The organism is Caldanaerobacter subterraneus subsp. tengcongensis MB4 (assembly GCF_000007085.1).
Taxonomy (GTDB): Bacteria; Bacillota; Thermoanaerobacteria; order Thermoanaerobacterales; family Thermoanaerobacteraceae; genus Thermoanaerobacter; species Thermoanaerobacter subterraneus.
Map to the genome: position 1 here is coordinate 101,994 of NC_003869.1, position 25,670 is coordinate 127,663.

Consider the following 25,670-nt stretch of genomic DNA (forward strand, 5'->3'; position numbering starts at 1 on the left):
TTAGTTTTAAGCCAAATTCACTCTAACCATGGTTTTCATTTTTTTGAAGTAACAGTAAAATAGGGGGTATTGCGTAAATGCACATAGTTGCTGCTGCTACAATGCCTGCATCGTTAAATCCCAGCGCAAAGAGCATGCCAACTATGCTTCCAAAAAAGCCTGTATAGATGTACTTGTGATTTTTAAAGGCTTCCTGCAATACTCCTGTTGGCTTGTAGGACACTACAAAAAGTGCGACAATTGATATTACAAGTACCCAAGACCATATGGTGTATTTCATGAGTTTTAGCTCCATTTGCAGCTTTCTTGCAAAAATCTGAAATAGGGAGTTGATTCCTTCAGCTTTTACAATCAAAGTAGTCTGTGCCATGTGGGTCATTGTCCCTAAGAAAGTAGAGATCGCAAACATTAGAGTTAATGAAATTGCCATTAAGACAAACATTATCAGAAAATGTTTTTTAGTTATTTTTACTCCAGACATCATCAAAATTACAGTTCCAAAAGCCATAAACCCTGTGATGAAGGCTCCTACTTTGGCGCCAAATTGGGGCATTACCATTAAAAAGAAAGCGGCAATAAACAGCAAAAATGTAGTGGCCTTTACAATTTTCTTAGGATATTTTTCTGTAAATAAAGCTGTGCCCATTATCAAGGAACCTAGGAGCACTCCCATGTACTCATTTCCTATTCCGTAGTACCTAGCGCCGCTTATTACGTCATATCCTAGAAGAGAGTTTTTCATAAGGGGAGCGTGAAGCACCAAATCTACCAGTATGGCAAATGATGTGATAAGGCTTATTATCATTACTCTGTCTAAGTCTTTCTTTGAAGAAAGCATTACCAGAAGGTCAATTGCGATTGTTATAAGCACAATAGCTATCACGTTTGAGTAAAGATTTAATGGACCGAGCAATGGAAGGATTAAGAAAGTAAGTGGTACAGTGATAACTGCTAACAATAATGGCGAAATGTAACCTAGATAGTCTTTTTTTATGAACAACAACACTATATAAAGTATAACTAAGATTATAAAAATTGATGCGTAACCTTTTAGTATAGGAGTTCTTGCATTGTGGACAGAGACTATCATTTCGTCGTCTTTTAAGAGCTTAGAAAGAGCATTGTCACTTGGAATAGTTTTAATAGGATGTCCCAGCATTTCTATTGGGGGACTTATATTAAAGTATTTCAAAATTGTCGGTGCTATGTCTAGATTTGTGACAATTCCCTCTCTCTTTGTGGTGTTTGAAGTGGCCAACCCTTTTGAGAAAGAAGGACCTGCTACTATTACAGGGGTAATCAAATTATTTTTAGAAATATCTGAACTAGAGGGATAAGGAGACAACGCTATAAACAAATCCTTTGACAAATTCATGTGATTGAGAATTTTGCCGATTAGTTCATCAGCTTCTTTTAAAGCTTTTTCCTTGTAAGAGTTTGCTAAAGAAGGTGTGGTGTATTTGGAAAATGCATCAGCTCTCAATGTATCTCCAGGGTCTATTATTATAAGTCCCCCTTCTTTACTTGCCTCTAAAAATTTTTCATAAAGTTTTTTGTAGTTTGCTTTTACCATGTAAGGGCTATTTTCATCTCTTAAAAGAAGAGATTCGCTCACATCTCCCCTTGCTAGGCCCTCTTTGTCCATGCCGATTAAAGCAGCGTATCTGTTGTAGGCTGTGCCGTAGGGAGTTTTCACATCTCCATTCCCAAAGACATATACATCTATCCCATGTTCCTTCAAAATCTGTCCCAGAAGTCCGGGAGTTACTGTATAATTTAAATTTGAAGCCTGAGAGATTAAATCCTGTATTCCTATATTTACTATGTCGTTGTCTTCTACTTCTCTTCCAGTGTACAGATAGTACAAATTTTCTGCGCTGGTGTAGGCATAGGCTTCGTTTTTGTTGAAGCAAAGTCCGCCCATCTCACCGACAGCTGCCCTTGTCCCTGTACCTATTGTAAGGTATGCAGCTGGTTCAGAATAGCTTCCAGCTGTTCTTGTGTTCATGAGAGCTAGAGAGCCTTTTTCCATTAACTTTTTTATGTTGGGGAGGTCGTACTTTTTAAGGTCTTCAATGCCCGTCCTGTCTAGAATGAAAAGCACAGCTAATTTGTTTGAATTTTGAGAAGGAAAGGCAAGAGGATGTGAAATTGACGAAAAAATAAATAAAAGCATTAGAAGAGAAGCGATAAACTTTTTCATAGTTACATTCCTTCCTTAAAATTAGTAATTGGCACGCGGCTTTTTAATTATAACATAAAATTGTTAAAAAATTTTTAAAAAGTCCTCAAAAGAGGACTTTTTAATCTCTCATTAAAGGCATTGTCATGCAACGAGGGCCTCCTCTTCCTCTTGACAGCTCAGACCCTTCAATCGGGATCACTTTTATCCCTTCTTTTTCCAAAATTTTATTTGATATTTCATTTCTAGAATATGTTACAATTATTCCCGGAGCTATGGCAAGGGTATTAGTGCTGTCATTCCACTGTTCTCTTGCAGAAGTTATGGCGTTTAATCCTCCAGTTGGAATTATGTCTATTGTATAGAGGTTTAGGGCATTTTTTAGGGCTGTTTGTAAGTCTTTTTCCCTGTGTATTGAAAAACCTTTTTCTTCTTTTATGAGGCTAAAAATTTTTAGCTCATTTTTTATGCCCGGGTAGAAGACAAATCTGTTGGTATCCACCATGGTAAATACAGTGTCTAAGTGCATGTAAGACCTTTTTGCAGGGATTTGTACTACCAGTATTTTTTCAACAGAGGATCCTTTTTCAAATAGATTGTGAGCAAGCTGTTCTATTGCCTGTGGGGATGTCCTTTCGCTACAGCCGACCGCTATTACTTTTTCATTTAAGACTAAAATGTCTCCGCCTTCTATAGAATGAGGATAAGTGTTGTCATAAAAGAGGGGGACTTCGTTGTCTTTGAAGAGAGGATGATAATTATACAGGTACTTAAATATCAGGGTTTCTGGCTTTCTCGCAGCAGCTTTCATTGAGCTTATCATGAGTCCTCTGTCGATTACAGCGGCTGGGTCCCTTGTGAAATAGAGGTTTGGCAATGGCTTGATGTAGTAATAGTCTTCTTCGTATATGTGTTCTGCCAGGCCCATCAAGGACCTTTTTACTTTTGCTTCATACAATGAAAGTCCAGATATAGATATTTCTACCAGTTCATCTACGGGTTTTTCTCTTAAAAGTCCAAACAAAAAGTCTAATATTTTGGGAGAGGTGATACCATTTAATTGGAGGAGGTCTTCGATAAATTCCTCTTTTACCTCTTCATCTTGTAGTATTTCAGAAAGCAATCTTTCTATATACAGCACTTCTACTCCGTTTTCTTTCAGTACCTTTACAAATTCATCGTGCTCTTCTTGAATTTTTCGCACCCAAGGTATGTCATCAAAGAGAAGTTCAGAAAGGTTTTGAGGAGTTAAGCGCTCCAGTTCTCTTCCTGGTCTATGTAGTATCACAGCCTTTAACGGATTTATTTCAGAGGTTATTCTAGGGACGATACCTGTTTTTATCAAATTTTTCATCCTCCCGCGTATAAATTCCTTATATAGTATACTGTTCAATGAGGTGATTTTCAATACGCTGGATGAGGTTTTTGTTGAAAAAAGGCAGGTTGAAAGGTAGAATATAGAAGAGGTGAGAAAAGTGTTGAAAGAGGGAGAAAGATTGGATGAGTTAAACATAAAAAATATGGCCATAATTCAACACAAGGACAAATTCAGATTTGGAATAGATGCAGTTTTGCTTGCAAATTTCGTCACTGCAAAAAGAGGAGATAGGATTGTGGATTTGGGATGCGGCAATGGGATAATTCCTATTTTGATTGCAGCAAAAACAAAAGATACTTTTATTTACGGGGTCGAAATTCAGGAAGAGATGGTTGACATGGCGATAAGGAGCGTGGCAATTAACAGTCTGGAAAACAGAATAAAGATAATACACGGGGATGTAAGAGAAGTAGAGAAATTATTGGGTTACGAAAAATTTGACGTGGTAACTTCTAATCCTCCTTACATGCCCCTTTATACAGGTTTTGAAAAAAAGGAGGAGGCAGAGAATATCGCGCGATATGAAGTTTACGGAGGACTTGAGGATTTTGTAAAAGCAGCTTTTAAGCTTTTAAAATTTGGCGGAAAATTTTTTATGGTTCACCGTCCGGACAGGTTAGTAGATGTCATGTACTTTTTGAGGAAGTACAATTTGGAGCCTAAAAAGCTTAGGTTTGTTCATCCCTACGTTGACAGCAAGCCCAATTTATTGCTTTTGGAAGCAAAAAAGGGAGCGCAGCCCTCTTTGACTGTACTTCCGCCCCTTTATGTGTATGAAAGGACTGGTGAGTATACAGAAGAGGTGAAATCCATATATTCAAAGGAAAGTTTGGAGGAGGAATAAAAATGGAAGAGTATGGGACATTGTATTTGTGCCCCACACCTATTGGCAATTTGGAAGATATAACTCTTAGGGTTTTGAGGGTTTTAAGTGAGGTGGACCTTATTGCAGCAGAAGATACCAGACAGACACTGAAGTTGTTAAATCACTACGAAATAAAAAAATCCCTTGTAAGTTACCATGAACATAATAAAGTAACGATGGGACCCAAGCTAATAGAAAAATTGAAAAGTGGAAAATCTATTGCACTGGTGACTGATGCGGGTACCCCTTCGATTTCAGATCCCGGGGAAGAATTAGTTAGGCTCTGCATACAGGAAGGCATAAAGATAGTGCCTCTTCCAGGGCCAACAGCAGCCATCACAGCGCTTATTGCCTCAGGACTTGATGCTTCTTCTTTTGTATTTGAAGGTTTTCTGCCAAAGAAAAGCAAAGAGAGAAGGGAAAAACTAGAGAGGATTTCAAGAGAAGAGAGGACTACAATACTTTATGAATCTCCTCACCGATTGAAAGAAACTTTAAAGGAACTAAAAGAATACATAGGGGAAAGAAAAGTTGTGGTGGCAAGGGAGCTTACTAAAATTCACGAAGAGTTTATAAGAGGGACGGTAGAAGAAGTTTTAGAAAAGTTAGGAGAGGAAGTAAAGGGAGAGATTGTGATAGTAATAGAAGGAGCTAAAATTAGTCCTTTACAAAAAGACCCTAAAGAATTGCTAGATAAATACCTAAAACTAGGGATGGATAAAAAAGAAGCTGTGAAAAAGGTTGCAGAAGAGCTGAAGGTTTCAAAAAGAGAAGTTTATAAGCTTGTCATAGATGAAGATATCAATTGAAGTTGATTTTCAATACCTTTTGTGTAAAATATTTGCATATTTTTGGCCCATGAACTATAATATATATAAGTGACAATTTCAATTGATAATGTGTGGAGGTTGCCATGAATAGAGAAAAAGCGGCTCTTTTGTCTGTTGTTTCCAACAGCTTTTTGATAACAGTAAAATTGGTGGCAGGAATTTTGATGCATTCTATAGGTGTAATTTCTGAGGCAATTCATTCCTCAATTGATTTAATTGCAAGTATAATTGCCTTTTTTTCTATAAGAAAGGCGGCAAAGCCTGCTGATGATGACCATCCCTTTGGCCACGGGAAGTACGAAAATGTGTCTGGATTTGTTGAAGCTATTTTAATTTTTTTTGCTGCTCTTCTCATAATATATGAGGCTTTGAAAAGAATAATTACCGGCGCATACGTAGAAAATCTAGGAATGGGCATAGTAGTGATGCTTTTTTCTGCCCTCATAAATAGCGTAGTTTCATTTTATTTATTTAAAGTTGCCAAAAAAGAGGACTCTATAGCTCTAAAAGCCGACGCCATGCACCTTTTAACAGATGTTTTTACTTCTTTAGGAGTTGCTGCTGGCCTTGTTGTCATAAGATTTACAGGTATTAACATTTTGGACCCAGTAATTGCTATTTTTGTAGCCTTTTTAATTATAAAAGCCTCTGTTGACCTTACAAAAGAAGCTTTAAAAGACCTGACGGATACAAGTCTTCCGGAGGAAGAATTGAAAGAAATAGAGGAGATAATCAAGTCAAATCCTGAAATTACAAGTTTTCACAAATTGAGGACTAGGAAGTCGGGGCAGAAGAGAGAAATAGATGTGCACTTGAGAGTCAGAAGAGATGCAAATATTGTAGAAGCCCATGAACTTTCCCATAAGGTTTCAAAGCAAATTATTGACAGATTCCCAGAAGCCAATGTCACAGTTCACATAGAGCCAGAAGAAAAAAAGGAGGAAAAATAATGGGAGGATTTCCCTCCCATTATTTTTCCTGCGATTATTCTAATGGAGTTTTCTTGAGCTCTTCCAAGCAGTTTTTGCAGATGTTTTTCCCTTTGTAGTTTATGACATTTTCAGCGTTGCCGCAGAAAATGCATGCTGGTTCGTACTTTTTGAGGACTATCTGCTCTCCATCTACATAGATTTCTAATGCGTCTCTTTCTGCGATGTTTAATGTCCTCCTGAGCTCAATTGGTATTACTACCCTTCCCAGCTCATCTACTTTTCTCACAATACCCGTGGATTTCAACATATTTCTCCCCTCCTGAGTTACAAATTTCGACAGTTGTACTTCACTTATAATAATACCAAGTTTTGAAAAATAAGTCAACACCTTTTTTGGAATTTTTTTAGGATAATAACATAAATTTTATTACATAAGAAGAAAAAGCGAAAAATAGTAGGATTTTTGGCAATGCAGGAGGTTTTTTTATGATGAACTACATATGGTTTTTTATGATCGCTGTGGGAGTATTTGTCGGAATGGCAAATGGAAAAATGTCGGAGGTGTCAAGGGCGATAATTGATTCCGCTCAAAGTGCAGTGACGATTTCAATAGGCCTTCTAGGAGTTATGGCTCTCTGGCTCGGAATAATGAAAATTGCTGAAAAGTCAGGGCTTATGGATATTGTAGCAAAAGTGCTAAAACCTGTAGTAACGAAAGTTTTTCCGGAGGTCCCCAAGGACCATCCAGCTATTTCTGCAATGATTATGAATATTTCTGCTAATATGCTGGGGCTTGGAAACGCCGCTACTCCTTTTGGAATTAAGGCTATGGAGTACCTTCAAGAGCTCAACAGAAAAGAGAGTGCCTCAAATGCCATGTGCCGATTTTTAGTTATAAATACTGCTTCAATTCAACTCATTCCCGCTGTTATGATAGGCCTTAGAGCATCCCTTGGAGCGCAAAACCCGGCGGATTTTGTAATTGTGAGCATTTTTTCTACAGCTACAGCTCTTACGGCAGGGTTAATTTTCAACAACTTTATTGAAAAAATGTCAATATTTAGGGAGTGATGTGTGTGGTAGAAATTTTTTCTGAATGGCTTGTCCCTGTTCTTCTTATAATTATACCTTTTTACGGTCTTGTAAAAAAGGCTAAAGTTTATGAGATTTTTATAGAGGGCGCAAAAGAGGGACTAGATGTGGTTGTGAGGATTTTTCCTTCTCTTTTAGCTATGCTGGTGGCTATAGGAGTTTTGAGGGCTTCTGGGGCTTTGAATTTGCTTGCCCAGATTTTGATGCCTTTCACTCAAAAGATAGGTATGCCTGAAGAGCTTGTTCCCCTTGCTTTGATAAGGCCTCTTTCAGGGAGCGGAGCTTTAGGGATTGCCACAGAACTTATGAAAACTTATGGTGCTGATTCTTTCATTGGCAAGATGGCTTCTGCTATGTACGGTTCTACAGAGACTACTTTTTATGTGCTTGCAGTTTACTTTGGAGCCGTAGGAATAAAGAATATAAGGCATTCAATCGTTTCTGGAATTTTTGCTGATATAGTGGCTATTATCTCTTGCGTTTTTTACAGCCGCATATTTTTTTAGGCCTTGTATACTTTTTCCCTTTTGTTATACTTATTATTGGTAGGCAATTTACCTTTTTGAAAGGAAGGATCTTCGTGGCTACAATACCCAGGCTCATAAGGAAATTAGGAAGAGAAGCCTATAATGTTTACATTGTCGGCGGCTACATAAGGGACAGGATACTGAACAAAGAAGCAAAGGACTACGATTTTGTAGTTAAAGGCAATGCAGAAGAAATCGCAAAATTGGCAGCTGAGAAGATGGGAGGCAGTTTTGTGCCTTTTATGGCAGAAAAAGGAACATATAGAATAGTGGTTGGAGATGAAATACTGGATTTCACTAATTTAAGAGGGAAAGACATATACGAAGATCTGGCCCACAGGGACTTTACAATAAATGCCATGGCTATTAGACTCACTGACCACTTTGAATTTGAATACATAATAGACCCTTTTGGAGGATTAAAGGATATAAAAAACAGAAAAATAAGACATGTGGCAGACTATACCTTTCGGGAAGACCCTTTGAGGGCTTTGAGGGCTGTGAGATTTGCTGCCACTTATAAATTTGATATAGATGAGGCGACAAAAGCCAAAATAAAGGAAGAAGCCCATTTATTAAAAAATGTTGCCCCTGAGAGGATAATGAATGAAATTTTTATGATAATAAGAGAAAAAGATTCGCATAAGTATTTGAGGTTGATGGAAGAGCTAAGTTTGATGGAAAATATTTTTGAAGAGGTAGCTAAACTCAAAGAGGTGGGTAAGTGCTACTATCAGCTTATAAACGCGTGGATACATTCTATAAGGGCAGTGGAGGAGTATGAAAACATCATAAGCGCTATGAGATTTCCCAAGGATGTAGAAGACCTTGTGAGTGAATACCTAGAAAAACCCATGTCTCCGGGAAATAAAGTTAAAGATATAATAAAACTGGGGATTTTGTTTCACGACATAGGCAAAGCTGATTCCATATACATCGACGTAGAAAACCGCCTCCACTTTTACAATCACGAGATAAAAGGTGCTGAGATAATAAAGAAAATGGCCTCCCGCATGAGAATTCCCAAAAAAGAGACAAACCTCCTGAAAAAACTTGTGCTTTACCATAAAAAGCCCCTCGATTACTACATTGAAGGGGTAAATAACAAGACACTTTTCAGGTTTTTCTATCATCTAAAAGATAACGCTATAGGTATTCTGCTAGCCTCTTTGGCAGATTACACTGCCAGCCGGTTAAGCTTTGGGAAAGAAGAGGACATACCCCGTTATGAGAATTTTATAACAAAACTTTTAAAGCGATATGTAGAGTTTAAAGAGACGGAAAAACCGCTGCTTTCTCCTCTAGACATAATATTAAATTTTGATGTGAAAGATGGCAAAAAGCTCGGGCAGATACTGTATGAGATAAGGAAAAACAGGTTTTACGGCGAAATAAAGACAAAAGAAGATGCCGTTGAGTTTATAAAAGAGAGAATGAGAGTGGAGAAAATATGAGGAGTTGAATAATAAAAAAGGGAGTTGACAATACTCATTATAAAGGGTATATTTAAGGATAAATAGAATATTGGAAAAGGCGATGAAGGAAAGAGTAGGAAGACTAGAACTTTTACAGAGAGTCGGGCAAGGTGAGAGCCGATAAAGTTCTAGCTTCTGAAGATGGCTCCGGAGCCGTACTGTCGAAGGCTAGTAGGCTTTACCGGGGACTCCCGTTACAGAGTAGGAGTGTGTTTGCACTCTGTGAGGCATGAGCCGCGAGGTTCATGCGAAGAAGGGTGGTACCGCGAAAATCTCGCCCCTTGCCGGAGGCGAGTTTTTTATTTAATTACTATAAAAAACTTGAGGAGGAGGTCAAAATGAAAAAGACTTTTTACATCACCACTCCTATATATTACCCCAGTGACAAGCTACATATTGGCCATTCTTACACTACTGTGGCTGCTGACGCAATGGCAAGGTTCAAAAGATTGACAGGGTATGACGTGATGTTTTTGACAGGTACAGACGAGCACGGGCAGAAAATTCAGAGGATAGCCAGAGAAAAAGGCATGTCTCCAAAAGAATATGTGGACGGCATTGTGGAATGGATAAAAGATTTATGGAAAACAATGGATATAAGTTATGACCATTTTATTAGGACAACTGATGCCTATCACGAAGAAATAGTGCAAAAGATATTCATGAAGTTGTACGAGCAGGGGGATATATATAAGGGAGAATACGAGGGATGGTATTGCACTCCTTGCGAGTCTTTCTGGACAGAAAGCCAGCTTGTGGATGGAAAATGTCCTGACTGCGGAAGACCCGTTGAAAGGGTTACAGAGGAAGGGTATTTCTTCAGACTTTCAGCTTATGGAGATAAGCTTTTGAAGTACTATGAGGAGCATCCAGATTTTATACAGCCAGAGTCCAGGCGAAATGAAATGATAAACTTTATAAAGGCTGGATTGGAGGACTTATTTGTCTCAAGGAGCACTTTTGACTGGGGAATAAAAGTGCCTTTTGACCCTAAGCACGTCATATACGTTTGGATAGATGCTCTTTCTAACTATATCACTGCATTAGGATATATGACAGAAAATGATGAGAAATTTAAAAAGTATTGGCCTGCAGATGTGCACCTCGTTGGTAAGGAAATTGTGAGGTTCCACACGATAATATGGCCTGCTATGCTCATGGCTTTAGGACTTCCTCTTCCTAAAAAGGTGTTTGGGCATGGATGGTTGATTTTAGAAGGAGGTAAAATGTCAAAATCCAAAGGGAATGTAGTGGACCCCAAGGAACTAGTGGACAGGTACGGAGTAGATGCTATAAGGTATTTCCTCTTAAGAGAAGTTCCCTTTGGTGCTGACGGCGTATTTTCAAACGAAGCTTTAATAAACAGGATAAATTCCGATTTGGCAAATGATTTGGGCAATCTTTTAAGTAGAACTGTCACAATGATTGAGAAATACTTTGATGGAGTGTTGCCTAAACCTTCTTCTCAAGAAGAAATAGATGAAGACCTCATAAATGTAGCGCAAAATTTACCACAGAAAGTAGAAGAATACATGGACAAGTTGCAATTCTCCAACGCCTTAATAGAGATATGGAAATTAGTGTCAAGAGCTAATAAGTACATTGATGAGACTATGCCGTGGGTGCTAGCAAAAGATGAATCTAAAAGAGGCAGACTGGGTACAGTTTTATACAATCTGGCAGAATCTTTAAGGTTCATAGGAATTTTGATATCTCCTTTTATGCCCAATACTCCTAAAAAGATGTTTGAACAATTAGGGATTACGGAAGATTTGACTACATGGGAAAGCTTAAAATTTGGGCTTTTGAAGGAAGGCACAAGGGTGAAGAGAGGAGAAATCCTGTTCCCCAGAATAGATGTTGAGAAAGAACTGGCATCTCTTGAAAAGAAAACTGAAGAAAAAACAAAAGAAACAAAAGAAGAGAAGATAGATTATATCACGATAGAAGATTTTTCAAAAGTTCAACTGAGAGTTGCTGAAATTTTAGAAGCTGAGAAAGTAGAAGGTTCAGACAAGCTCATTAAAATGAAGCTTAAAGTCGGGGAAGAGATAAGGCAGATTGTAGGAGGAATTGGCAAATATTACAGTCCAGAAGAGCTAATAGGCAAGAAGATAATAATTGTATATAATTTACAGCCGAGAAAGCTCATGGGGATTGAATCCCAGGGGATGCTATTGGCGGCCACTAATGAAGGGAAAATGGCGCTGTTGACGGTAGACAAAGACATAGAAAGCGGTTCTAAAATAAGCTGAGGTGATAAAATTGCTTATAGACTCTCACGCTCATCTTGAGGATGAGAAATACAATGAAGACAGGGAAAAAGTGATTGAGGAGTGCAAAAAGGACCTCACATTTTTAATAAATGTGGGGTCCAATATATTGACTTCTAAAAAGACCATTGAACTTGCCCACAAATACGATTTTATATACGCAACTGTGGGCATTCACCCTCATGATGCAGAAAGAGAAAAAGACAAAATAGAGGAAATAGAGAAGTTGGCTCTTGAGGATAAAGTGGTGGCTATAGGAGAAATTGGCTTGGATTATTATTACGGTGACCCTCCTAAAGAATTTCAAATTGAGGCTTTTGTGAAGCAGATAAGGCTCGCAAAAAAGCTTAAACTTCCCATTGTAATTCACGACAGAGTCGCCCATGAGGATATCTTAAAAATACTGAAAAAAGAATGGACACAGGATTTAAAAGGGGTATTTCACAGTTATTCTGGTAGTGTCGAGATGATAAAAGAAGTGATAAGTATGAATTTTTACATCTCTCTTTCAGGAACTGTCACTTTCAAAAACGCTAAAAAAGTTAGGGAGGTTGCAAAAGAAGTTCCTCTTGAATGGCTTTTGATTGAGACAGATAGTCCCTATTTGACTCCTGAGCCCTACAGAGGTAAGAGAAACAAGCCCACATATGTTAAATTTGTAGCACAAAAAATTGCTGAAATAAAAGGTATAAGTTTTGAAGAAGTTTGTGAAACAACCTCGCAAAATGCCATAAAGCTTTTCAATTTGCCCTCCTGTTTTTGATAGGTATCAAAAGTGTGAAAATTGCGTATAATAATTACATAACTGAAAAATTGTGTATAAAAATTTGACAAATTAATTTAATTGCATTAAAATTACTTACGACTCCCCTAAACCAAATTTTTAACAGGAGGGTATGGGATGGATACAGATGACCTTAGAAGGCGACTAAAACCGGTTGCCCTTGTAACACTGGTAGCAGTCGCTTTTGCGGCCATTGGCCTTTTGGCTTATGTGAATTTGAGAAAGGAAATAACCCTTCAGGATGAAAATAAAAAAATAGTGATAACTACCTTTGCATCCACAGTAGGAGATTTGCTAAAGGAAAGAGGCATTGAACTAAGGCAGGAAGATGTGGTCAAACCCTCTCTTAATACGCGGCTTAAAAATGGGATGACGATAACCATCAAAAGAGCAGTGCCTGTTACACTAAATGTAGGAGGGAAAGTAGAAAATATATACTCAGCAGCTTCTACTATAAAAGACCTGCTTTCTGAGAGAGGGATAGCTTTGGGGCCACAGGACAAAATCAACATGACTTTGGATACGCCTGTATTTGCTTACATGTACATCGACATCACAAAGGTGACGGAGAAGATTATAACTGAAGAAATAGATATACCGTATCAGATAGAGACAGTGAAGGACTATACGATGGAAAGGGGTCAGACTAGAATAGCCCAACAAGGGGAAATGGGGAAAAAAGTAAAAGTTATAAAAGTCACTTATGAGAATGGAAAAGAAGTAGCGCGAAACGTAATTGAAGAAAAAGTGATTAAAAACCCCGTTCCCCAGATCGTACGAGTTGGGACTTTAGGGGTTTTTACTACTTCTAGAGGAGAAATCGTAAGATACAGAGAAGTGAAGACAATGCTAGCTACAGCTTATGACAGCAGTGAAGAGAGCACAGGTAAAAAGCCTGGAGACCCCGACTACGGCATTACTGCGAGTGGAATGGTGGCGAGAAGGGGAGTAGTTGCTGTGGACCCCAGAGTTATACCGCTAGGAACGAGGCTGTATGTAGAAGGATACGGCTTTTGCATTGCAGCTGATACTGGAGGGGCTATAAAGGGCAATCGAATTGACGTGTATTTTCCTACCAGAGAAGAGGTCAGAAACTGGGGGAGAAGATACGTCAAAGTGTACATTCTTCAGTAGGGCAGGGGCTTCCCTGCCTGATTTTTTGAGGTGAAGATATGAAGGCGAAAAAGAAATGGGGTCAAAATTTCATATTTGACAAAAATCTTCTTTCAAAAATTGTGAGAGCTTCAGGAGTAGGAGAAGAGGACTTTGTGCTAGAAGTGGGTACAGGGCATGGGGGGCTGACAGAGGAACTTGCCAAAAAGGTTAAAAAAGTTGTATCCTTTGAAATAGATAAAGAGCTTTTTGAGATGAGTAGAGAAAAATTAAAAATCTATAAAAATGTGGTCATCATAAATGAAGACATACTAGAAGTTGACCTTTTAGAAATTGCTCAGGAGCATTTTGACGGAAATTCCTTTAAAGTCGTAGCCAATCTCCCCTATTACATAACTTCACCTATAATAATGAAAATGCTTGACTGCAAATTGGTAAAAGAGATGACTGTGCTTGTTCAAAAAGAAGTTGCTGAGAGAATATGCGCTTTACCAGGCACAAAGGACTACGGTATGCTTACTGTTTTTGTAAATTTCAAAGCAAAACCGGAAATACTCTTTAACCTTCCTCCGAAGGTGTTTGTGCCTCCTCCGAAAGTGGAGTCTTCTCTTTTGAAATTGAAAGTTTACGATAAGCCTTTAGTAGAAGTTAAAGACGAAAAGCTCTTTTCTGAAGTTGTAAGAGCAGCTTTTGGACAAAGGAGAAAAGTTTTGTCCAACTCTTTAAAAGTTCTCGGCTTTTCAAAAGAAGTTTTACATGAAACTCTTTTAAAAGTTGGAATTTCCCCTCAGGCAAGGGGGGAAACCCTTTCAATAGATCAGTTTGCGAATTTGGCAAATGCACTTTATCTTCTCATAAAAGAGTAATAATATTTCCCCTCATTTCATAATATGTAGTGCGGCAATGGATTTTTAGTGAAATGAGGGGGATTAAGCAAATGCCAGTGAATATATACAAGCGTTCTTATATAGTATTAAATCCAGAGGACAAAGGATGTTCTTTTGAAGGGAAGGAAGTCTCAGGATATCTAAAATTAGAATTTAGAGGGAATAGAGGGAGAGTGACTGCTGCCCTTCAAAACCTTAATCCTGATTATTCCTATAACTTGAAGCTTTTGAAATCGAACGGGGATGTAGTTGTGGTGGATTTTGGAGCCTTGAAAGTGGATGACAAGGGAAGAGGTGGAGGAGAGTGGACTTTTGATTTGGAGGATGTAAAGGGTTCAGGTCTTAAATGGGAGGAATTTTCTGTTATTTTAGTAGAAGCGCATGACGGAGAGAAGTTTTTGGTGCCTCTTGTTTCTCAAATGAACAAAAAAAGCTCAAATTGGAAGAGCGCTTACAGAAAATATTTAATTAAAAGGGAGAGCGAAGAAAGTGAAACCCATAAAGAAGAAACAGTTGAAGAGAAGAAAGTTGAGGTTTCACCAGCTCCGGAAACTGTCTATGAGAAGATTGAAGCTGAGGAAGATGCACTAAAAGAAAATTTAGAAGAATATAGTAAAAAAGAAGAAAATAAAGAAGAAGCAGACTATATAAAGTATTTGAAAGAATATGTCAACAACATAGTAAACTTTTTGGAGGAAGTGCAGCCTTTTGAAAAGAACTTGGAAGGCTACAGGTGGTGGAAAGTAAAGACTGGATACAGAGAGGGAAGTTTTGACCATTACCTTGTGGGTTTTGTGAAGGACGAGAAAGGGGATTTAAAGTATATCGTCTATGGGATGCCAGGATTTTTCACCCTTTCAGATCAGCCTTTTGCAGGTATGACGGGCTTTGTGGTTTGGAAACCTGTAAGAGAAGGTTTCAGGGGGCCGAGAGATGAGGGGTATTGGCTTATGCACATAGATGCAAAAACAGGGCAGATTGCGGTGCCTATAGAGCCCACTCCTCCGCCTATAATACAAAATTAAAAAGGGGCAATAAAGCCCCTTTCAGACTGTTGACAAAGTTTAAAAGTGGCATTTTGTGTGTAAATGCGACTTGTTGTCAAAGCGGTAACTAAACTTGGCGAACTTGAGGGGCGAAGGCGGGGCGAGCGAAGCGAGCGACCACCTGAGCCCGAAGGGCGAATTGGTCGGGACCCCGCCGGAGCCCGAAAAGTGAGCCTTAGTTTAGTCGCTTTGCAACTCCGGAGCATTAACACAAAATGCCACTTAAATTAATATGGGTTTTGTCAACAAACTGAAAGGGGCAATAAAGCCCCTTTAATTTTGTGCTGCAAATTCTTTTAAATCTTCTTCTAGTTTTTTCATCTCTTCTTCATTGTCAGTATGAGCCACAACTGTAAGCACATTTTCTAAATTTAAGCTGAAAAGTCCCATTATAGACTTTGCGTCAATCACGTATCTTCCAGATACTACGTCAATCTCAAATGGGTATTTTGAAGTTTTTTCTACAAAGCGCTTTACACTTTCAATGGTGCTTAATTTTACTTTTATTTCTTTCATATGTATTTCCTCCTCTTGCAATCTAGTAACTATAGTACATCAATTAAACAATTTAATCAATTGACCGTTTTCACAAAATTTTTGGCAAAAATTTAGCCCCTTTCCTAAGGGGCTAAATTGTACTTGTAGAGGATTTTTATGTCGTCAATTTTTCCGTCATATTTAAACATTTTTACATCATAAGGGTAGGTTATTGCCTGAGTTACTATAGCATTTTCTGATGGGTTTTGATATTTTATTTCCACTTCGAGGGTGGTCTTATTTTCACTTTTTATTATTTGGGCTTTCTCTATGCTTACACTGTATCCTCCTGTCCGCATCATTCCGCGTGTGGCAATAATGTAGTAAGTTCCATTTTCTTCAACTAGCTTTACGTTTTGTGTCTCTTTTAAGCTTTCAACAAGATTTAAGACATTTTGGGGAAGGCTTATGGCCTTTTCTAATTGAATAGGAATCACTTCCTCACTGTTTTTATTTAAAACTTCTACAAATATTATATTGTTTTTGCCATCTAATATCAATCTCACTGTATAGCCTTTCTTTAAAGAGTCTATTTTAAGATAATCATTTCCATCAAATACAGGGACATTTTTAATCACTGGGAAAGTTTTCAATAAGTTGCCGACCTTTACTGTAATAGAGCTTTCATCTGCTTGATATACTGTTCCTATTACTTCTTTTCCAGATGATATGGTATTTCCTATTTTTTCATCTAGCCTTTCTAGTATTACAGCCATTTCAATTCTTTTGACAGGTTCATTCGGTTTCAAATTTTTACCGTCACCTACTATGAGCCCTTCTTTAACTGCCACATACATGTATCCTTTCGAATCTTTGGGGACAGCTTTCCAGTCTTTGTAGAGAAGCTTCTGATTCATATTGAGTTTTGCTTCTTTTTCCAGTCCTAAAGCTCTCACTAAGTATTTTGCTATTTCGTATCTTTTTGCATCTTTATTAGGGTTGAATGTTTTTAGTTCTTCCGAAGTTACAAGCCCTTTTTCATACGCTAAGCCTATGAATTCTTTCCCCCATGCAGGGACTTTTCCCTTGTATTCTTTGGGAAGTTCGGAAGTTTCTTCGTATCCCAAGGTGCGCAAAATTAGGGCAAGTGCTTCTAAATGGGTGACAGGTTTTGATGGGGCAAATTTTTTATCACCTACCCCTTTTATTATCCCTTTTGCATGCATTTTTTCAACAGCTTTTATCGCCCATTTGTACTCTTTTATATCATCAAAAGAGTAAGAGGTTTGTGCTTTTGCAAAAGTTACTGTAAAAGAAAGGAGAGAAAAGATTATAATTGTAAAAATGAATGATTTTAGGTATTTATACATCACTTTTTCACCTCTTTCTTATTTTTATTGTCGTTTTCACCCTTCTCATTTTTGCCATTTTTACTGTTATTATCCTTCATTTTACTTTTTTCCTGTTTTTCACTATTTTCTTCTTTAGGTTTTTCGGTAGTTTCTTTTTGTACTTCTTTATCAGGCTTTGTTATTTTTACAGGTACCTCTACTTTTATCTTTTGTTTTTCTTGTTTATCTTTTGTAACTTCATTTTTAGGCTCTGTATTAGTTATTTTGACAGGAGGTTTTGTTTTTAACTTTTTATCCTGTTTTTTGTCATTTTCTTTGTCGTCCTTCGGTTCTTTTAAATTTTTTTTCTCTGTTTTTTGTATTTTTTCTTCTTTTGCGTTAACTTCAAATTTTAAGGCTGATTTGGATTTTTTTATATTTTCAACTGCTTCTTGTACTTTTTCTTCAACTATTTTCGATTCTTTCAAGGGTATAGTGGTTATTATGACTTCGCCATCTTTTCTTAAAAACCCCATTTTTTCAGATTCTTCAACAGTTTTAACTATAAAAGTCGAAATGTCCAAGCCTTTGTAAGGTATTTTTTCTAAAATTTTCTTAGCCTCTTCATTCATGGAAATGGCAGAAATAACTTTTCCATTTTTGTCGACAGCCGCTTTTATACTGGGATTTATCTCTATGTAGACATAAGCGTATACTTCAGGAGCTCTGAAAGTTAATACAGAAACTAAAAGAGCAATTATTACGGAGGCGGCTATTAAAATTTTTGCTGCGGGATGTGAAAAGAAATTTTTGTGCAAGATTTCGACAGTTTCACCTATTTCTGCATCTTTAAATTTTTTTGAGGCTATAAACTGCCCGTCTGCTGTTAAAAGGTATGCTTTGTCTTTTTCTTTTTTAATTACTACGGCTTTCATGTTTTTGCCACCTCACTTTCAAAGTTTATGTACTCTTTGAGAATAGGAAGGTCTTCGGAGAGTATTATCACGAGGGCGATTATGTATTTTCTGTATTTTTCAATGGATTTTCGACTTATTCTTAAAAGTTCAATTAATTCTTTTACAGGTAGGGTTTTTGTCTTTTTAAGGTAAGAAAGCAAGTGTTCATTTTCACATATTGTGCGAGCTATTTTTAAGGCCAATTTTCTGGTTTCCCTGTGTTTAGGAGATTGTCTTACAAGGTCTTCTATTTCAATGCCGTAAAGGCTTAGCAGATTCACAAAGGAGAGCATCTCAAGCCTTCTATTTTCAATCTCATAGTCAGATTCTCTTTCTGGGTATACATCAAGAGGATAAGCTAGGTCCTGATTTTGACGCAAGAAATCTATTATGCGCCTTTTTATAATTAAACTGGAAAAATTCAAAAAGGAGCCTTTTGTGATGTCAAAGCTGTCTATCGCCTCGTTGAAGGCTATTAAACCTATGCTTAGTTCATCGCTGTTTTGTTCGTCAATGTATTTATTGGCAAAGTGAGAAACTTGTTTTATTATGAAAGGGGTATATTCTTCTATCAGTTTTTCTCTTTCAGAGGGGTCTTTTTTGGCTATGTACACTCTTTCGTTTATGTCCAAATCAACCACCCCACTATATTATTCGAATTGAAGAAAATTTTTAGGGGTATTCTATTAGTAATGATTATATATTATAATATAGTTGTCAACAAAAAAGTACCAATAGGGGGTATAAAATTGATTACAAAAGAGCAGATATTATCGGCACTAAAAAAGGTGTATGACCCAGAACTTAGAAGAAATGTAGTAGATTTGGGGATGGTTAAAAATATTGAGATAGAAGGGGATAAGGTTACAGTTGACATAAATTTGACCGTGAAAGGCTGTCCTCTTCGCGACCAGATAAAAAACAATGCTATCAAAGAAATATCAAAAATAGAAGGAGTTTCAGAAGTTGTGGTAAACATTGGGGCCATGACGGAAGAGGAAAGGCAGGATTTAGCAAGAAGGCTCAAGGAGGAGAAGAAAAACCTTTTCGAGAATACCAGAGTTATAGTGGTAGGAAGCGGCAAGGGTGGTGTAGGCAAATCCACTGTTGCAGTAAATTTGGCTGTTGCTCTTTCAAGGTTAGGCTTTGAAGTAGGACTTTTGGATGCGGATATTTTGGGTTCTAGTGTGCCAAGGCTTTTGGGCATTGTAGGAGAAAAGCCTTACGCTTTGGACGAACACACTGTCTTGCCTATTGAAAGATTTGGCCTGAAAATTATATCTATGGGAAATTTTGTCGATGAAGATACGCCTTTGATATGGAGAGGGCCCCTTTTGACAGGAGTAATAGACCAGTTTTTTAATGAGGTTTTATGGGGAGATTTGGATTACTTGGTATTAGATTTGCCGCCAGGCACGGGAGACATACCCCTTACTGTAATGCAAAGGCTGCCTGAGGCAAAATTTATTCTTGTTACTACTCCTCAAGCATCTGCCTCCCACGTTGCAGGAAGAATAGGACATATGGCGAAAAAGGTCAATGTAGAGGTTATAGGGATTGTAGAAAACATGTCTTATTTTGAGTGTCCTAAGTGTGGCGAGAGGTACAATATCTTCGGAGAAGGAGAGACTGAAAAGCTGGCAGAAGCTTTGCAGACAGAAATACTGGCGAGAATCCCAATAGTGGTGAAGATAAGGGAGTTAAGCGATGAAGGCATTCCACCTGCTCTTGATGACACTGAAGAAGGAGCAATCTATGTTGAATTAGCTGAGAAAATTGTAGAAAAAGTAAGGCCTTTAAGGCATGAAAAAGAGCCCCTAAAATAAGGGGGCTCTCAGACTGTTGACAAAGTCCTTCTTATTTAGGTGGCATTTTGTGTTAATGCTCCAGAGTTGCAAAGCGACTAAACTAAGGCTCACTTTTCGGGCTCAGGCGGGGTACCGGCCAATTCGCCCTTCGGGCTCAGGTGGCCGCTCGCTTCACTCGCTCCGCCTTCGCTCCTCAAGTTCGCCAAGTTTAGTTGCCGCTTTGGCAACAAGTCGCATTTACACACAAAATGCCACCTCTTTAATTTTGTCAGCAGTTTGTGAGTCCCTGAAATAAGGGGCTCTTTTAAATATTATATCCTCTTAAAAAGTTCATCTTCAGGTATATTATCTGTCAGTCTTTCTAGATGAGAAGATAAATCTTTGATGACTTCTTCGTAAGGCATGCTTTCTTTAAGCCTTATAAATTTTAAGCCCTTCTGCCTTGCTTTTCCATAAGAGATGCTGCAAAAGGCTTCCGGCACAGTTATTACTACATCCACATTTTTTTCAAAGAGAAAATCTACAACAGTGCTTCGCCTGTTTTCTTCTAAGTGGTATCCCGGGTTGTCATATTTTTCTGTTTGATTTTTTTCTGTGTCAAAAATGACTATATGAGGTCCATCTGGCAGTTTTTCAATATACCCTTTTTCTGTAATTGTAGCGGCTATTCTCATGATAAAACCACCCCTTTTCTATTGTAGCGCTTTTTACAAAAAAAACAAAATGATAAAGGAAATTTTTTAAATATTGTATTGGTATATCCTCTGTGATATAATACAAATATATCTTTCGGGGAGTGAGGCGGTTGCTGAAAGGGATAAAATGGCAGGTTGTGATATTGACTTTTGCAGTAGCTTTTGGAGGATTGTTTATAGGTTTTCAAATATACCAGAATAAACTTATTCCTGAAAGAATTTCAAGAGATTTAAAGTCGGTAAAGTTTGTTAAAGATGTGACAATAATTGCAGGGGATAAAGGCTACGATGTGAAAGTCAAATTGGATAGAGTTGAAAATTTGATGGAAACTTACGGAGAGATACAGGAGAAAATAAAAAAATACCCTGTAAAAATAAATCTTTTTATTCTTGACAATTCAGACGAAAGACTGAATAATGTTTATTATAACCTGCAGTTTGCTCTTTATGAAGCCATCCAAAAGGGAGATTACCTTAAGATGTATGATTTTGTAAAAGAACTTTCTCAAGAAAATGGAATAACTTCCCAGGTGTATATAGACGAGCACAATATTTACATCGATTTGAGGGATGATTCCCATTATCTTTACAAGGTAATTGCGCGGTGACTGCTTGAAAAGCCAAGGGGGAATTTGTATGGTAAGAGAGATTTTGCTTGGGATAGCTATTGCTTTTACAATATTTGCTGCGTTTTTGGGTATTAATGTGATGCCTATTGTCTTTTTGATGGCTGCTTTTCTGCTTTTGAGCCATCTTATAGAAAATAGAGGTTTAGTTCCTGCGAATAAAAATATTGTAAATCCAGAGTCGGAAGTTTCTTTTGAGGATATTGGAGGGCAAAATACGGCCATTTCTGAATTGAAAGAGGCTTTAGATTTTGTTGTAAATAGAGAAAAAATAGCTCAGATGGGAATACGACCTATCAAGGGGATATTGCTTATTGGGCCTCCTGGAACGGGGAAAACTTTGCTTGCTAAAGCTGCTGCAAAATACACGAATTCCAGTTTTATAGCTACTTCTGGCAGCGAGTTCATAGAGATGTATGCGGGAGTTGGAGCTCAAAGAGTAAGGCATCTTTTTGAAACAGCAAAAAGCTTAGCCAAAAAAGAAGGGAAAAACAGTGCTATAATTTTCATAGACGAAATTGACATATTGGGGGCGAAAAGAGGTACTCATGAAAGCCACCACGAATACGATCAGACCCTTAATCAGCTTTTAGTGGAAATGGATGGAATCAAAAATAATGGGGATGTAAATATTTTGGTCATAGCTGCGACTAACAGACCGGACCTTCTGGACCCTGCGCTTTTAAGGCCAGGGCGCTTTGACAGACAGGTTGTGGTGGACCTTCCTGACAAAAACGGCAGACTTCAGATTTTAAAGATTCACACAAAGAATAAGCCTTTAGGAGAGGATGTGAATTTGGAGGAAATAGCAGAGAGCACTTTTGGTTTTTCTGGAGCTCATCTAGAAAATTTGTGCAATGAAGCTGCAATTTTGGCTTTAAGAGACGGTTCCCCTTCAATTTTGCAAAAGCATTTCAAAGAGGCTATAGATAAAGTTATACTGGGGGAGAAGAGTGACAGAAAGCCTACAGAGGAGGAACTTTACAGAATTGCTGTTCACGAAGCAGGACATGCTATAGTTGGAGAAGAAGTAAACCCAGGGTCTGTTGCTGTAATTACAATTGTGCCAAGAGGAAGGGCATTAGGATTTGTAAGACAAGCAGAAAAAAAGGACCTCCTCATATACACCAAGGAACAGCTGGAAAAGGACATAATGGTGGCTTTAGGAGGTACAGTTGCAGAGGTTTTGGTTTTAGGGGGGAGGAGCACGGGTTCTGCCAATGACTTTGAGCAGGCTGTGGATATTGCTAAAAAAATCGTGTTTACAGGGCTTTCTGATCTGGGGATTGTGAGTAAAGAGGATATTTCAAAAGAAAAAGTGAATGAGGAAGTAAACAAGATTGTAAAAAATTTAGAGGATAAGGTGAAGGAGATCCTCGAAAGAAGGCTTGAAAAGTTAAAAGAAGTGGCTGAACTTCTTAAGAAAGAAGAAGCTATTTCGGGGGAAAAGTTGAGAGAGATTTTGAATAAGGAGGAAGTTTTGGCTTAAGTAAAGCTGTTTTTTTACTCTCGTTTGTTAAAATAATAACAACTATTTTGTGATAAAAGTTCTTTATTATTATTGACTTTGTAGTTTTAAAACTTTATAATCATTGTAGAAGGTTTATCAATTAATTAGAATCCTGTATACAATGTGTAGAATAGGTGAGGTGTTTGTATGCAATCAAATCTGCTTTTGTTGAGCATTTTGTTCCCAATCGCAGCAGGAGTAGTTGTGCTTTTTCTGAGGCAATCTAACATTAGAAAAGGTTTTATTGCTGTAGCTCTAGCTGTAATCGTTTTATCATCTTTGGTTTTGCTGGGAACTTTAAAAGTTCCAGATGTGTTTACTGCATCTGACTTCTACGGTATACTGGATGTGGCTATTAAGATAGCAGATTTTGTGCTGCTAGTCTATGTAATTTATATCTCCTTTAAAATTAAAGAATGGAGAGCCACATTTTTTGCAGTATTGCAGCTGATTCCGCTCATCTATTTCGAGTTTTTTATGCTAAAAGAGCATGAGATGGAGATGTTCTTTGTGGATGAGCTGGCCATCATAATGAATCTGATTATTTCAATTGTGGGCTCGCTAATAGCTCTTTATGCTTTTAGCTACATGGACCATCACGAAGAACACCTCCACGTATCCCCTACAAGACAGCCAAGATTTTTCGCTATTATCTTGGTGTTTTTGGGAGCAATGAACGGTTTAGTGCTTTCAAACAATTTAATGTGGATGTACTTCTTCTGGGAAGTTACAACGCTTTCCTCTTTCCTCCTGATAGGACATGACCAGACAGAGGAAGCTATTAGAAATGCTGCAAGGGCTTTGTGGATTAACATGATGGGAGGTTTTGCACTACTCCTTGGAATAATATTTATCTATGCAAATTACAGCACCATCTCTCTGGTAGAGGTTTTGAAGATACAAAACGCATCTTATATACTTTTGCCGATGTTTTTCATAGCTTTTGCAGCATTTACGAAGTCAGCTCAGATGCCTTTCCAGAGCTGGCTTTTAGGGGCGATGGTGGCGCCTACTCCTGTATCTGCACTTTTGCACTCCAGCACGATGGTTAAAGCGGGAATATATATCTTACTTAGATTTTCACCCCTTTTCAGAGGCACATTGCTGAGCGATTTTATAGCGGTGTACGGGGCCTTTACCTTTTTAGCTACTGCCTTTTTAGCTGTGAGCCAGAGCAATGCCAAGAGAATACTGGCGTACTCTACGGTTTCTAACCTGGGCCTTATGATTGCGAGCATTGGAATAAATACCTCCAGTGCTATTGCTGCGGCTATACTGCTTCTGATATTCCATGCTATATCCAAGGCACTTCTTTTCTTGAGCGTTGGGACTATTGAACAGCACATTGGAAGCAGAGACATAGAAGATATGAAGGGCTTAATAAACAAAATGCCTGTAACGACTTCTATAACTTTTGTTGGGATACTCACGCTGATGGCAGCTCCATTTGGGATGCTTGTGTCAAAGTGGCTCATACTGGAGGTCGCTGCGGGTAGTATAATTATATCCATCATACTGGCTATAGGAAGCGCTCTTACAGTGCTTTATTACACAAGGTGGATAGGGAATATCCTATCAGGCACTTATTTCACAAAGAAAGAACAGGAACGTATGGATGTTCCAGTTGGGATATCTCTGTATAGTTTAACAGGTTTGGCAGTGATTTTAAGCCTTATGATTGTGAGCCTTTACAACATGCTGGTGATACCTCAGATTGTAAATATGAAAATGGATGTGGCTTTAAAAGCTGCGAGAGGTTATTTGTACACGGCTAGCGGAGGATTTATGATTTATCCTATTTTCCTCACAATAGGATTGGCTATAGTTTTGTCTTTGATATCTATCCAAAAAGCTTCAAAGACGGCTGTAAAAGTTACTCCTTACAATGCAGGGCTTAATTATGTAGAAGAAAAGAGCTTTGATGTTAAAAACTACTATCTAACTACTTTTGCCACAGAGAAGACTTTGACAAAGTACTTTAATTACGTCTCTATTGCCCTGATTGCGGTTATTCTGGGAGGTGCTATTTTATGATTAAAGAAATACTAATATTCGTCGCAGCTGTAATTTTGGCTCCAATAATCGGTGGTTTTTTAAGTGGTATTGACAGAAAGTTAACAGCTTTTATACAGGGAAGATATGGGCCTCCCATATGGCAGCCTTTTTACGATATAGTTAAGCTTTTATATAAACAAAAAATACTTGTGAATAATTTTCAGGTTTTTTCTGCATATATGTACCTTTTGACGGCAATCTTATCTGTAGGACTTTTTGCGATAAAAGCAGACCTTTTAATGATTTTGTTTGTAATGTCTGTGGGACTGGTGTTTTATATAGCAGGTGCTCTTTCGACTAAATCGCCGTATAGCCAGGTAGGTGCCCAGAGAGAGCTCATGCAGATGCTGGCCTATGAGCCAATGCTCATATTTTTTGCAATAGCTTTGTACAATGCAACGGGAAGCTTTAACATAGGACAGATAATGACTCACGGAAGGCTTCTTTTGGACTTGCCTCTTATGTTTATACTCCTGGCTTTGGTATTGACTATAAAGCTTAAGAAATCTCCTTTTGACTTGTCAGCATCAGAACACGCCCATCAGGAGCTGGTAAGAGGCATTTTGACAGATTATTCGGGACCGTATCTCGCTTTAATCCACATTGCTGACTGGTACGAGATGGTCCTCATACTCATGATGATAGCGATTTTGTGGTCTGAAAACTTGCTCATAGGGGCGCTAATTGCTCTTTTGACTTTCTTTTTAGATATAGTGCTTGACAATATAACTGCAAGGATGACAGTTAAGTGGATGCTGGCTTTCAGCTGGACTATAAGCATACTGTTTACTATTGTAAATATAGCTTATATCTACTTTAGGAGATGAG

The 25,670-nt window shown here is 38.0% G+C and carries 24 protein-coding genes and 1 other annotated feature; of the genes, 16 read left to right on the top strand and 8 right to left on the bottom strand.

The window, feature by feature from the left end:
- Positions 1-22: 22 nt before the first annotated feature.
- Positions 23-2,203 (bottom strand): hypothetical protein, encoded by a 2,181-nt coding sequence (locus tag TTE_RS00505; protein ID WP_011024611.1) that lies wholly within the window; start codon positions 2,201-2,203, stop codon positions 23-25.
- Between the two features lie 100 nt (positions 2,204-2,303).
- Positions 2,304-3,536, bottom strand: a complete 1,233-nt coding sequence (locus TTE_RS00510) for an arginine deiminase (protein ID WP_041587073.1) — start codon at positions 3,534-3,536, stop codon at positions 2,304-2,306.
- Positions 3,537-3,657: 121 nt separating this feature from the next.
- Between TTE_RS00510 and TTE_RS00515 the strand changes: the two genes are divergently transcribed.
- From TTE_RS00515 to TTE_RS00525, 3 genes are all read left to right on the top strand, one after another.
- Complete coding sequence (locus TTE_RS00515; RefSeq protein ID WP_041587074.1) at positions 3,658-4,404, top strand: tRNA1(Val) (adenine(37)-N6)-methyltransferase; 747 nt, start codon at positions 3,658-3,660, stop codon at positions 4,402-4,404.
- A 2-nt stretch (positions 4,405-4,406) separates the two neighbouring features.
- A complete protein-coding gene (gene rsmI / locus TTE_RS00520) occupies positions 4,407-5,234 on the top strand; it encodes a 16S rRNA (cytidine(1402)-2'-O)-methyltransferase (protein WP_009610864.1) in 828 nt (275 codons plus the stop codon).
- A 104-nt stretch (positions 5,235-5,338) separates the two neighbouring features.
- On the top strand, positions 5,339-6,205 hold the full coding sequence (locus TTE_RS00525; protein WP_011024614.1) for a cation diffusion facilitator family transporter: 867 nt from the start codon (positions 5,339-5,341) through the stop codon (positions 6,203-6,205).
- Between the two features lie 34 nt (positions 6,206-6,239).
- On the opposite strand, the gene TTE_RS00530 is transcribed toward TTE_RS00525, so the two are convergent.
- Positions 6,240-6,494 (bottom strand): AbrB/MazE/SpoVT family DNA-binding domain-containing protein, encoded by a 255-nt coding sequence (locus TTE_RS00530; RefSeq protein WP_011024615.1) that lies wholly within the window; start codon positions 6,492-6,494, stop codon positions 6,240-6,242.
- 179 nt (positions 6,495-6,673) lie between these two features.
- Between TTE_RS00530 and TTE_RS00535 the strand changes: the two genes are divergently transcribed.
- The 8 genes from TTE_RS00535 to TTE_RS00570 all read left to right on the top strand — a co-directional run bounded on the left by TTE_RS00535 (position 6,674) and on the right by TTE_RS00570 (position 15,363).
- Positions 6,674-7,258 carry a nucleoside recognition domain-containing protein gene (locus TTE_RS00535; protein WP_011024616.1) on the top strand — a complete coding sequence of 195 codons (585 nt, stop codon included), beginning with the start codon at positions 6,674-6,676 and terminating at the stop codon, positions 7,256-7,258.
- Between the two features lie 5 nt (positions 7,259-7,263).
- Entirely contained in the window at positions 7,264-7,785 is a 522-nt protein-coding gene (locus tag TTE_RS00540; protein WP_041587075.1) for a spore maturation protein, read from the top strand.
- 74 nt (positions 7,786-7,859) lie between these two features.
- On the top strand, positions 7,860-9,260 hold the full coding sequence (locus TTE_RS00545; RefSeq protein ID WP_011024618.1) for a CCA tRNA nucleotidyltransferase: 1,401 nt from the start codon (positions 7,860-7,862) through the stop codon (positions 9,258-9,260).
- 73 nt (positions 9,261-9,333) lie between these two features.
- Positions 9,334-9,566: a binding site (T-box leader), on the top strand.
- A 53-nt stretch (positions 9,567-9,619) separates the two neighbouring features.
- Positions 9,620-11,536: a methionine--tRNA ligase gene (metG, locus tag TTE_RS00550; protein ID WP_011024619.1), complete on the top strand. Its 1,917-nt coding sequence runs from the start codon at positions 9,620-9,622 to the stop codon at positions 11,534-11,536.
- Positions 11,537-11,546: 10 nt separating this feature from the next.
- On the top strand, positions 11,547-12,317 hold the full coding sequence (locus TTE_RS00555) for a TatD family hydrolase (RefSeq protein WP_011024620.1): 771 nt from the start codon (positions 11,547-11,549) through the stop codon (positions 12,315-12,317).
- 138 nt (positions 12,318-12,455) lie between these two features.
- Positions 12,456-13,472 (top strand): ubiquitin-like domain-containing protein, encoded by a 1,017-nt coding sequence (locus tag TTE_RS00560; RefSeq protein ID WP_011024621.1) that lies wholly within the window; start codon positions 12,456-12,458, stop codon positions 13,470-13,472.
- A 38-nt stretch (positions 13,473-13,510) separates the two neighbouring features.
- Complete coding sequence (gene rsmA, locus TTE_RS00565) at positions 13,511-14,317, top strand: 16S rRNA (adenine(1518)-N(6)/adenine(1519)-N(6))-dimethyltransferase RsmA (protein WP_011024622.1); 807 nt, start codon at positions 13,511-13,513, stop codon at positions 14,315-14,317.
- Between the two features lie 71 nt (positions 14,318-14,388).
- On the top strand, positions 14,389-15,363 hold the full coding sequence (locus TTE_RS00570; RefSeq protein WP_009611173.1) for a hypothetical protein: 975 nt from the start codon (positions 14,389-14,391) through the stop codon (positions 15,361-15,363).
- A 294-nt stretch (positions 15,364-15,657) separates the two neighbouring features.
- Here TTE_RS00570 and TTE_RS00575 read toward each other — a convergent pair whose 3' ends face one another.
- The 4 genes from TTE_RS00575 to sigI form a co-directional block, all read right to left on the bottom strand.
- Positions 15,658-15,900: an HPr family phosphocarrier protein gene (locus tag TTE_RS00575; RefSeq protein ID WP_011024623.1), complete on the bottom strand. Its 243-nt coding sequence runs from the start codon at positions 15,898-15,900 to the stop codon at positions 15,658-15,660.
- Positions 15,901-16,004: 104 nt separating this feature from the next.
- Positions 16,005-17,231 carry an S-layer homology domain-containing protein gene (locus TTE_RS00580; protein ID WP_011024624.1) on the bottom strand — a complete coding sequence of 409 codons (1,227 nt, stop codon included), beginning with the start codon at positions 17,229-17,231 and terminating at the stop codon, positions 16,005-16,007.
- Positions 17,231-18,127, bottom strand: coding sequence for an anti-sigma factor domain-containing protein (locus TTE_RS00585; RefSeq protein WP_011024625.1), 897 nt, complete (start codon positions 18,125-18,127; stop codon positions 17,231-17,233). The genes TTE_RS00580 and TTE_RS00585 overlap by 1 nt, the downstream gene beginning before the upstream one ends.
- Complete coding sequence (gene sigI, locus TTE_RS00590) at positions 18,124-18,780, bottom strand: RNA polymerase sigma factor SigI (protein WP_031314232.1); 657 nt, start codon at positions 18,778-18,780, stop codon at positions 18,124-18,126. The genes TTE_RS00585 and sigI overlap by 4 nt, the downstream gene beginning before the upstream one ends.
- 60 nt (positions 18,781-18,840) lie before the next feature.
- Here sigI and TTE_RS00595 point away from each other — a divergent pair, with 60 nt between their 5' ends.
- Positions 18,841-19,974 carry an Mrp/NBP35 family ATP-binding protein gene (locus TTE_RS00595; RefSeq protein ID WP_193328914.1) on the top strand — a complete coding sequence of 378 codons (1,134 nt, stop codon included), beginning with the start codon at positions 18,841-18,843 and terminating at the stop codon, positions 19,972-19,974.
- Between the two features lie 293 nt (positions 19,975-20,267).
- Here the strand turns inward: TTE_RS00595 and TTE_RS00600 are convergent, their stop codons facing one another.
- Positions 20,268-20,630: a NifB/NifX family molybdenum-iron cluster-binding protein gene (locus TTE_RS00600; protein WP_011024627.1), complete on the bottom strand. Its 363-nt coding sequence runs from the start codon at positions 20,628-20,630 to the stop codon at positions 20,268-20,270.
- Positions 20,631-20,752: 122 nt separating this feature from the next.
- Here TTE_RS00600 and TTE_RS00605 point away from each other — a divergent pair, with 122 nt between their 5' ends.
- The 4 genes from TTE_RS00605 to TTE_RS00620 all read left to right on the top strand — a co-directional run bounded on the left by TTE_RS00605 (position 20,753) and on the right by TTE_RS00620 (position 25,669).
- A complete protein-coding gene (locus tag TTE_RS00605) occupies positions 20,753-21,259 on the top strand; it encodes a hypothetical protein (RefSeq protein ID WP_009611174.1) in 507 nt (168 codons plus the stop codon).
- 28 nt (positions 21,260-21,287) lie between these two features.
- The gene (locus TTE_RS00610; protein ID WP_011024629.1) at positions 21,288-22,766 is read left to right on the top strand and encodes an AAA family ATPase; all 1,479 of its coding nucleotides are present in this window, start codon (positions 21,288-21,290) and stop codon (positions 22,764-22,766) included.
- A gap of 168 nt (positions 22,767-22,934) precedes the next feature.
- On the top strand, positions 22,935-24,821 hold the full coding sequence (locus TTE_RS00615) for an NADH-quinone oxidoreductase subunit 5 family protein (RefSeq protein ID WP_011024630.1): 1,887 nt from the start codon (positions 22,935-22,937) through the stop codon (positions 24,819-24,821).
- Positions 24,818-25,669, top strand: a complete 852-nt coding sequence (locus tag TTE_RS00620) for a respiratory chain complex I subunit 1 family protein (protein ID WP_011024631.1) — start codon at positions 24,818-24,820, stop codon at positions 25,667-25,669. Before TTE_RS00615 ends, TTE_RS00620 begins: the two co-directional genes overlap by 4 nt.
- The last annotated feature ends 1 nt before the right edge of the window (position 25,670 follow it).